Origin of the sequence: Pseudomonas cyclaminis (genome assembly GCF_015163715.1) — a bacterium.
GTDB lineage: Bacteria > Pseudomonadota > Gammaproteobacteria > Pseudomonadales > Pseudomonadaceae > Aquipseudomonas > Aquipseudomonas cyclaminis.
Map to the genome: position 1 here is coordinate 1 of NZ_JADDUM010000113.1, position 8,773 is coordinate 8,773.

11 protein-coding genes are annotated in these 8,773 nt (G+C 62.9%); all 11 read left to right on the plus strand.

Features of this window, described 5'->3' with window-relative positions; genetic code table 11:
• Positions 1 to 453 (plus strand): MotA/TolQ/ExbB proton channel family protein (locus IQK56_RS15475; protein ID WP_193901750.1); only part of this gene is annotated, 453 nt, incomplete at its 5' end.
• Between the two features lie 11 nt (positions 454 to 464).
• Entirely contained in the window at positions 465 to 890 is a 426-nt protein-coding gene (locus IQK56_RS15480; RefSeq protein ID WP_016980095.1) for an ExbD/TolR family protein, read from the plus strand.
• Positions 891 to 893: 3 nt separating this feature from the next.
• On the plus strand, positions 894 to 1,598 hold the full coding sequence (locus IQK56_RS15485) for an energy transducer TonB family protein (protein WP_193864276.1): 705 nt from the start codon (positions 894 to 896) through the stop codon (positions 1,596 to 1,598).
• A gap of 42 nt (positions 1,599 to 1,640) precedes the next feature.
• Positions 1,641 to 3,341 carry a putative porin gene (locus IQK56_RS15490; protein WP_193864275.1) on the plus strand — a complete coding sequence of 567 codons (1,701 nt, stop codon included), beginning with the start codon at positions 1,641 to 1,643 and terminating at the stop codon, positions 3,339 to 3,341.
• Between the two features lie 18 nt (positions 3,342 to 3,359).
• Positions 3,360 to 3,986: a DNA repair protein gene (locus IQK56_RS15495; RefSeq protein ID WP_150675263.1), complete on the plus strand. Its 627-nt coding sequence runs from the start codon at positions 3,360 to 3,362 to the stop codon at positions 3,984 to 3,986.
• 20 nt (positions 3,987 to 4,006) lie between these two features.
• Entirely contained in the window at positions 4,007 to 4,468 is a 462-nt protein-coding gene (locus tag IQK56_RS15500; RefSeq protein WP_193864274.1) for a YbjN domain-containing protein, read from the plus strand.
• Complete coding sequence (locus IQK56_RS15505) at positions 4,465 to 5,406, plus strand: peptidylprolyl isomerase (protein ID WP_193901751.1); 942 nt, start codon at positions 4,465 to 4,467, stop codon at positions 5,404 to 5,406. Before IQK56_RS15500 ends, IQK56_RS15505 begins: the two co-directional genes overlap by 4 nt.
• 51 nt (positions 5,407 to 5,457) lie before the next feature.
• Positions 5,458 to 6,435, plus strand: a complete 978-nt coding sequence (locus IQK56_RS15510; protein WP_193864296.1) for a LysR family transcriptional regulator — start codon at positions 5,458 to 5,460, stop codon at positions 6,433 to 6,435.
• A gap of 61 nt (positions 6,436 to 6,496) precedes the next feature.
• Positions 6,497 to 7,087 (plus strand): histidine phosphatase family protein, encoded by a 591-nt coding sequence (locus IQK56_RS15515; RefSeq protein ID WP_193864297.1) that lies wholly within the window; start codon positions 6,497 to 6,499, stop codon positions 7,085 to 7,087.
• A 9-nt stretch (positions 7,088 to 7,096) separates the two neighbouring features.
• Positions 7,097 to 7,852: a precorrin-6A synthase (deacetylating) gene (gene cobF, locus IQK56_RS15520; protein ID WP_150675267.1), complete on the plus strand. Its 756-nt coding sequence runs from the start codon at positions 7,097 to 7,099 to the stop codon at positions 7,850 to 7,852.
• Between the two features lie 11 nt (positions 7,853 to 7,863).
• The gene (locus IQK56_RS15525) at positions 7,864 to 8,583 is read left to right on the plus strand and encodes an alpha/beta hydrolase (protein ID WP_193864298.1); all 720 of its coding nucleotides are present in this window, start codon (positions 7,864 to 7,866) and stop codon (positions 8,581 to 8,583) included.
• The last annotated feature ends 190 nt before the right edge of the window (positions 8,584 to 8,773 follow it).

Genomic DNA, 8,773 nt, shown 5'->3' on the forward strand with positions numbered 1-8,773 from the left:
GCCCAGGGCGCCGATACCTCGTCGGTGTCGGCGGCGACCATCGAAGCCATCCGCTGCTCCATGGATGGCGTGCGCACCCGCGAGAACCAGGCACTCAGCTCCAAGCTCTCGACCCTCTCCAACGCCATTGCCGGCGGCCCGTACATCGGCCTGCTCGGCACGGTGCTGGGGATCATGGTGGTGTTCCTCGGCACGGCCATGGCCGGTGACGTCAACATCAACGCCATCGCCCCCGGCATGGCGGCCGCCTTGCTGGCCACGGCCATGGGCCTGTTCGTCGCGATCCCGGCGCTGTTTGGCTACAACCGCCTGATCACGCGCAACAAGGAAGTCAGCGCCGACATGCGCGTGTTTGTCGACGAGTTCATCACCCGCCTGGCGGAGATGCACGGCGAGAGCCAGCACAGTGAAACCGCGCACCGCCGCGAGCATCACGCGTCGGTTCCGGCCTGAGGAGAATTGCCATGGCTTCCGTAAATACCTCCCACGACGATGACGATGATGCGGCCGTCGACAGTATCAACATCACGCCCCTGGTGGACGTGCTGATGGTGGTGCTGGTGATGTTCATCCTCACCGCTACGGCCCAGGTCTCGGGCATCCAGATCCATCTGCCCAAGGCCAGTGCGTCGGTGTCGTTGTCGGAGGCCAAGACCAAGGCGATCTCCGTCAACGACGGCGGCCAGGTGTTCCTGGATGCCTACCCGGTGACCCTCGGCGAATTGGAAGAACGCCTGCGCATCGAGAAAGCGCTGAACCCGGATTTTCCGGTGATCGTGCGCGGCGACGCCATGGTGCAGTACCAGAAGGTGATCGAAGTGCTCGACTTGCTGCGCCGGCTGGAGCTGTCCCAGGTCGGGCTGGTCACCGGCAAACCGAGCCAGGGCTGAGTCATGACTGCACAGATCCCGATCTCGCCGTTGCCGGTCAAGAAAACGCCACCGCTGCGCCCGCTGAAGTGGGGCGCCGGCCTGCTGCTGGCGGCCGTGGCGGCCTGGTTTTTATGGCAGTGGGCCAATGACATGAGTGGCGTACGCCGCGAAGCGCCGAAGGTGCCGACGATTATTCCGTTGCCGCCACCGCCACCGCCGCCCCCGGAAAAGCCCAAGGAACCCGAGCCTCAGGTGGAAGAAAAAATCCCTGAGCCGGTGCCTACCCCGGAACCGGAAGAGGTCAAGCCGGCCGAGGAAGCACCGCCGTCACCGGCCGATGACCTGGCCAACCCGATGCAGATCGATGGTGACGCCCAGTCGGGCAACGACGGTTTCAACATCGGTGCCGGCAAGGGCGGCGGCATGGCCGGTTCCGGTGGTGGTGGCCTTGGCGCGGGTACCTACAAGCAGTACCTGGCCGGGGTGTTTCAACGCTTGCTGCGCGAAGACCCGGAGTTACGCAAAAAGGCTTACACGGTGCAGGCGGACTTGTGGCTGAACGCCGAAGGCGAGGTCACCCGTGCGCAGTTGGCCAAGTCCAGCGGCGATGCGGACACCGACGCTCAGGTCCTGGCCGCCTTGCGTGCGCCCCATGCCACACAACGGGTGCCGGCCTCGGTGACGATGCCGGTACGCCTGTCCCTCAAGGGCCGACGCCCGGATTGAACGAATCCTTTTTCAACGGTTTTTTACAGGAGTTGCGTACACATGATTTCCCCCGTGAATCGACTGACCCTGGCGGTTGGCATGGTCATCGCGACCCTGGTCGGCCAGGCGGTGGCAGCCCCGGTTGCCCCCTCGGAAAACGTCACCATCAACCTGATCCGCCTGCTGGTGCAGCAGGGTGTGCTGACCCAGGACACCGCCAACGGCCTGATTGCCCAGGCCGAAAAAGAAGCCTTGCAGGCACGCCAGGCCAATGCGGCGCCGGTGGTTGCCAGCGGCCCGGCCGCAGCGCCGGGCGATGTGCGCGTGCAGTACGTGCCGCAAGCGGTGCGTGACCAGATCCGTGACCAGGTGAAGGCCGAAGTCATGGCCACCGCCAAGCAGGAAAACTGGGCCCAACCCAACACCTTCCCGGATTGGGTGTCACGGGTGAGTTTTGATGGCGATATCCGTCTGCGCGACGAGTCGCGGTACTTTTCGGGCAAGAACGACGACACCATCACCGACTACGCCAAGCTCAACGATTCGGGCCCGTATGACGTCAATCCCGGCACCAATACGCGGTTCCCGCCGTTGCTCAATACCCGCGAGGACCGCGAAAACCTGTTCCGCCTGCGCGCCCGCCTGGGCATGAAAGCGGTGATTTCGCCGGAATGGACCGCCGGCATCCGCCTGGGTACCGGTTCGGACAACAACCCTGTATCCACCACCCAGACCCTGGGCGGTGGGTTCGGCAAGAAAGACATCTGGCTCGACCAGGGTTACCTGAGCTGGAAAGCCTCCGACGCGGTGACGCTGACCGGCGGGCGCATCGGCAACCCGTTCTATTCCACCGACATGATGTATTCCAACGACCTCAATTTCGACGGCGTGGCGGCGATTTTCAATCACAGCCTCAACAGCGAGTGGGGCCTGTTCGGCACCCTTGGCGCATTCCCGGTCGAGTACACGTCCGACACCGCCAGCAGCAACGGTGTGGACAAGGAAGACAGCGACACCAAATGGCTGTTTGGCGGGCAGATCGGCGCGGACTGGAAGATCAACCGCAGCAACAAACTCAAGCTTGCCGCCGCCTACTACCAGTTCCAGGACATCGAAGGCGAGCGTTCCGGCCCTTGCGAACCGTGGAAAGGTCAGCCCGGCTGCGACACAGACGGCTCGCGTGTGGCCTTCATGCAAAAGGGCAACAGCGTGTTCAACCTGCGCAACATTACGCCCAACCCGGCCACGCCTGGCCTCACGCCGGAGCCGCAATACGTCGGCCTGGCCTCCAAATTCAACGTGCTGGACCTCAACGCCGTCTGGGACAGCGAGTTGCCCAGCGACTTGAAGCTGCGCAGCCAGGGCAACTTCATCCACAACCTGGCCTACGACAAGGGCGAAATGCTCAAGCGCAGCGAAGGCCAGATCGTCAACAACCTCAACAGCGACGGCCAGTTTGAAAGTGGCGGTAATGCGCTGATGGTCTCGTTCACCCTGGGCAGCGCGCTGGAGATGCGCAAGCGTGGCGACTGGAACGTGCTGGCCGGCTACAAGTACATCCAGCCTGACGCCTTGCCCGACGGCTTCAATGACTCCTCGTTTCACCTGGGCGGCACCAACGCCAAGGGTTATTTCATTGGCGCCAACTACGGCATCGAAAAGAACATCTACGCCAGCGCACGTTGGTTGAGCGCGTCCGAAGTGTATGGCCAGCCGTTTGAAGTGGATGTGATGCAACTGGAACTCAACACGCGCTTTTGATGCGCACGGAGATGCCACATGAACACGCGAATCTGCGGGTTGCTGTTGTTGTTTGTCGCCAGCGGCGCCTGCGCCGAAGGCATGGAGGAGCGCCTGCGTACCCAACTGCGCAGCACCACCCAGCAATTGCAGGCGTTGCAAAGCGAGCAGGCCCAGGCCAGTGCCGCACGCATCGCTGCTGAAACCCAGGCCAGGCAGGCCCAGGCCCAGATCAAGCAATTGACGGCTGAGTTGGAAAAGACCCGTGGCGTGGCTGAGCAACTGGCCGGTCAGCAACAAAACCTGCACAGCCAGGCGCAAGCCCAGGTGAATGCGAGCAATGAGCAGATCGGCAAGTTCAAGAAGGCCTATGACGAGTTGCTGGTGCTGGCCAAGGGCAAGGAGGCCGAGCGCGCCCGTTTGCAGGCGCAATTGGGCGAACGTGACACACAAGTGCAGCAATGTTCAGTCAAGAATCAACAGATGTACGGCGTGGCCCAGCAGTTGCTCGCCGCCTACGAAAAAATCGATGTGGCCGAGGTGATGAGTATCCGCCAGCCCTTCGCCAGCAGCACGCGGGTCAAGTTCGAAGAACTGGCCCAGGGTTTTGGCGACGATTTGTACAAGAGCCGTTTTGATGCGCCCCAGGCGGGCGTCACCCACTGATCGACAAGGAAGAACAGACCATGAGCGAATTGATCACCAGCGTTAGCGTCCAGAGCCTCACCGAGCTGTTGCAGGAAGCCGGCTACCGGGTCAACCAGTCCGAACAGAACGGCATCGTGCAGTTGCTCAGCGCCAGCCAGGGCATCGGTTTTGCGGTGCGCTTCGGCAACCCGACGGCCGAGCAGGGCAGCTATGTGGACTTCACCTACAGCTGCGCGTTGCGAGTCCAGGGCGAGTTGCCTGAAGGCCTGGCCCAGGTATGGAACGCCTCGCGCCGCTTTGCGCGGTTGTCGGTGCAGGGTGAATTCCTGTTGATGGAAATGGACGTGGTGGTGGCCGGCGTCGGCGCCACGCACCTGCGCAGTCAGTTGGAACTGTGGGACCGTCTGTTGCAGGAATTCATTGTTTATCTGCGTGAGTACAGTCAGCAAGCGGCGCAGTTGCGGGCCGCAGCGGTTGGGGAAGAGGCGCCTGTCCTGTGAAAAAGCCGACACTGATGGTCGGCGCGGGGGCGCTGGCCTTGCTGGTGGTGGCTGTGGCGTTGAGCCTGCGACCCGGCAGCGACCCGGTGGCGGCGCAACCGCCGGCGCCGGTGATCAACCCGGCGTCAACCGGGCCGGCGGTGGCGCGCCTGGGTAACCAGCAGATCGACCTGGCGGAACTGAAAAGCGTGCTCGCCAGCCTGCCGGCCGAATCCCGTGAGCAATTGCGCGGCAATCGCGGCGCCCTGGAAACCTGGATCCGCTCGCGCCTGGCGCAAAAAGCCGTACTCGAACAGGCCGACGCCCAGGGCTGGCGCCAACGCCCGGAGGTGGAGCAACAGACCCGCGCCGCCAGCGAGCAGATCGTGTTTCGCGACTACATGCTGTCGGTCAGCCAAGTCCCGGCCGATTACCCCAGCGCTGCCGAATTGCAACAGGCCTACGACAGCGGCAAGGCGCAATGGGTGACGCCGCCGTTGTATCGGGTGAGCCAGATTTTCCTCGCGGTGAATGACCCGCAAACCCTCGACGCCGTGCGTCGCCAGGCTCAGGAGTTGAGCCGCAAGGCCCAGGCGGCACCAGCCGATTTCGCGGCCTTGGCCACGCAGTTTTCCCAGGACCCGGACAGCGCCGCGCGCGGAGGTGACTCGGGGATGCAGCCGTTGCAGCAACTGGTGCCGCAAGTGCGTGAGGCCGTGTTGCGACTCAAGGTCGGTGCGGTGTCGGACGTGGTGCAGAGCCCGGCGGGGTTTCATGTGCTCAAGTTGATCGGCCAGCAACCGGCGCGCACGGCAACCCTCGATGAACTGCGTGAACGCTTGACCCAGGCCCTGCGTGCCCAGCGTCAGGAGCAGATCGCCAAGGCCTACCTGGAAGGCATGCTCAACACCGCGACCTTGAGCATCGACGGTACCGAGCTGAACAAAGTGTTGGAGTAACACGCGTCAACCCGCATCGGATGCATAGACCAACAAGACAGGGAGTCTCCTATGGCATTACTGGAACCGTCCAACCCTCAGGGCCCTGCCGCCTATCGCGCAGTGGCCGAGCCGCGCAGCCATTGGCTGGCCCTGGCCCATGAAATCGACCCGGAGGTGGCGCGCTACTTTCTGGTGAGTGCGCGCTGCGGCTGCTTCATGCAGGCCGCGCGCAGCCTGAATATCAAGGCGACGCTGCTGCGCAAGCGCCTGGCGCAGCTGGAAGCACACCTGCGCCATTCGTTGTTCAGCTATCAGGGCAACGGCCTGGTGCTCAGTCGCGACGGCCAGCAATTACAAGCGCAACTGATCGCCCTGGCCCACGAGCGACGCCTGCCGGTGGTGGAACAGCCGCTGATCCGCGTGGCGGTGGCCGAGCCGATCCTGCATGACATCCTCGGCCGCGACCTGATCGCCTTGCTGCGCCGCAACGCCAGCGTGCGCCTGGAAATCATCTCCATCGACAGCCAATTGTCCCTGCAAGCGGTGGACGTTGATGTGGTGGTGTGGCTGGCGGACAGCGACAGCCCGGTGCCCGGCCCGAGCTTTATCACCGAACCGCCAAGGGCCCTGGCGCGCCTGCACTATTTGCCGCACATCGCCAAGCGCTACTCGCGGCTGACCACGCGCCCGGACAGCGTTGAAGACCTGGATGACTACATGCTGGTGCAATGGCAACCCGACGCCCAGGTCGACGTCTTGCAGCCATGGAACCAGGTGGTGGAGCAGCGCCTGGCCGCCGTGGTGCAGGTGCATGCCTATTCGTTGATGCTGGAGATGATCCGCTGCGGTGCATGTATCGGTTTGCTGCCGCACTACATGAGCAGCTTCGACCGCGGGCTGGTGGCGTTACCGGAGTTGTTGGCCGAAAGCATGCAGCGCCAGGTGTGGCTGGCGGTGAATGCCCAGGTGTGCCACCCCGAGGCGGTGCAGATGATTGTGGCGTTGATCGTCAGCACGTTCGAGGGGCGGCGGGAGTGGTTTGATTAGCGTTGCGCCGCAGCGACAACTGGGCCAGGCTTGCAGGCCTTACCTCGTTGGAGTGATCTGCGTGCAGGCCACCCGTTTGACCCTTATCTGCCATGCGGCCACTGCGTATCAAAAACATGCGCGTTTTGCCGATGACGAGCCGGTGGCCATGGACTGGCAAGGCGCGGCGCTATCCCTGGCCGGTCGTTACAGCAAAAGCCCACGCCTGCTGTGCGCGCCCGAAGCCCGAACCCTGCAGACGGCGCGGTTGTTCGGCGCTGATCCGGTGGTCGAAGCGGCCCTGCGCGATGCTGATTTGGGTCGTTGGAAAGGCCTGGACATCACGCAAGTGAAGCCAGATGAACTGAGTGCATGGCTCACCGACAGCACCTGCGCGCCCCACGGCGGTGAATCGGTAGACCAGCTCTGCACGCGGGTGGCACGGTGGATGAAATCCCTCGAAAGCCAGCCGGGTCATGTCGTGGCCGTCACTCACCCGTTTGTGATCCGCGCCGCGCTGTTGCAGGTCATGCAATGTCCGGTGTCGATGTTCTATCAGATTGACGTCGAACCGCTGTCCGCCACCGAGCTGCGCTTCAACACCGTGTGGCGCCTGCGCCTGGAAACTCACGCCCAGGCGCGGGATCATGGCAAAATCCACGCCCCGCAATGAGAGCAACCCATGAAACGCATCCTCATCATCGGCATTGGCGCCGGCAACCCTGACTACATCACGATGCAGGCTGTGAAGGCGCTGAACCGCACCGACGTGTTTTTCCTGATGGACAAGGGCCAGAGCAAAGACAAGCTGATCGACCTGCGCCGCGAAATCTGCGAGACCTATATCACCGAGCCCGGCTACCGGTTTGTCGAGGCCGAATGCCCCGAGCGTGTACGCGGTGAAATCGACTACACCACGGCGGTGCAGGACCTCAACCGTGACAAGCAGGCCACCTTCGAGCGCATGATCAATGAGGAAATGGCTGACGGCGAAGTCGGCGCGTTCCTGGCCTGGGGCGACCCGGCGTTGTACGACAGCACCATTCGTATCCTGCAGGCGATTCTGGCCAGTGGCCGGTGCGCGTTCGAATTTGAAGTGATCCCCGGCATCACCAGCGTGCAGGCCCTGGCGGCCCAGCATAAGGTGGCGCTGAACCGTATCGGCAAGTCCGTCGAAATCACCACGGGACGCCGGTTGGCGGCGGGGCAGGCCAGCGATGCCGACACCTTGGTGGTCATGCTGGATGCCGAAGATTCCTACCGCACGGTGGCGGATCAGGATCTGGATATTTACTGGGGCGCCTACCTGGGCACGCCCGATGAAATCCTGATCAGCGGCAAAGTGAGCGACGTGGCTGAAGAGATCGAACGGGTGCGCAAGGCCGCGCGCCTGGCCAATGGCTGGATCATGGACACGTATTTACTGCGCAAACCCTGAGGTAACGTCCCATGCTTAAACTGTTCTCCCTCGCGCTTGCCCTAGTGGCCAGTGTTGCTCAGGCCGATGCTGAACTGCACACCGATTTGCCGCTGTCGTACCTGGAGCAGACCCAGGGCGATGCGCGCAACCAGCCCCTGGTGATCTTTTTGCACGGGTTTGGCAGTGACGAGCAAGACCTGTTTGGCATCAAGGACGCGTTGCCGTCCACCTGGACCTACCTCTCTGTGCGTGCGCCGATGCCGGTGCAGCCCAGTGGCTTCCGCTGGTTTACCAAGACGCCGGGTAACGGTGATTACGATGGTGTGACGGCCGATTTGCAGAGCAGCGCCGCGCTCATCAACGACTTTGTGGCCAAGGCTACCGACAAATATCACACCCGACCTGATCGGGTGTTCCTGGTGGGGTTCAGCCAGGGCGCGATCATGTCCTACGAGGTGGCGTTACGTGATCCCACGTTGGTGCGTGGCATTGCGGCGTTGAGTGGCAGCCTGCTGCCCGTGCTCAAGGCAGAGCTGAAGCCGGATGAGCGATTGGGCGGGCTGGCGATTTTTATTGGCCATGGCACGCAGGACCAGGCGCTGCCCTATGCGTCGGCGACGCGGGCGAACGAGGTATTGGTGGGGCTGGGGTTGAAGCCTGAGTTCCATGGCTATGGGGGGATGAACCACACGGTCAGCGAGGCGGAAGTGCAGGACTTGAAGGCTTGGCTGGAAACGAATTTGAAGTGAGCGCGCTAAATAAAGGTGGGAGGGGGCTTGCTCCCGTGACGGTCTGGCAGATGACCAAGCCTCGTTGGGTGTACTCAGACCCATCGCCATCGGGGGCAAAGTCGAATCGTCGCACCGCCCCTCCCACACTCAAACCGCGTGAAGCCGACTTATTGAGCCGCAGATTTCGTACGGCGCGCGCAGTTTGCTG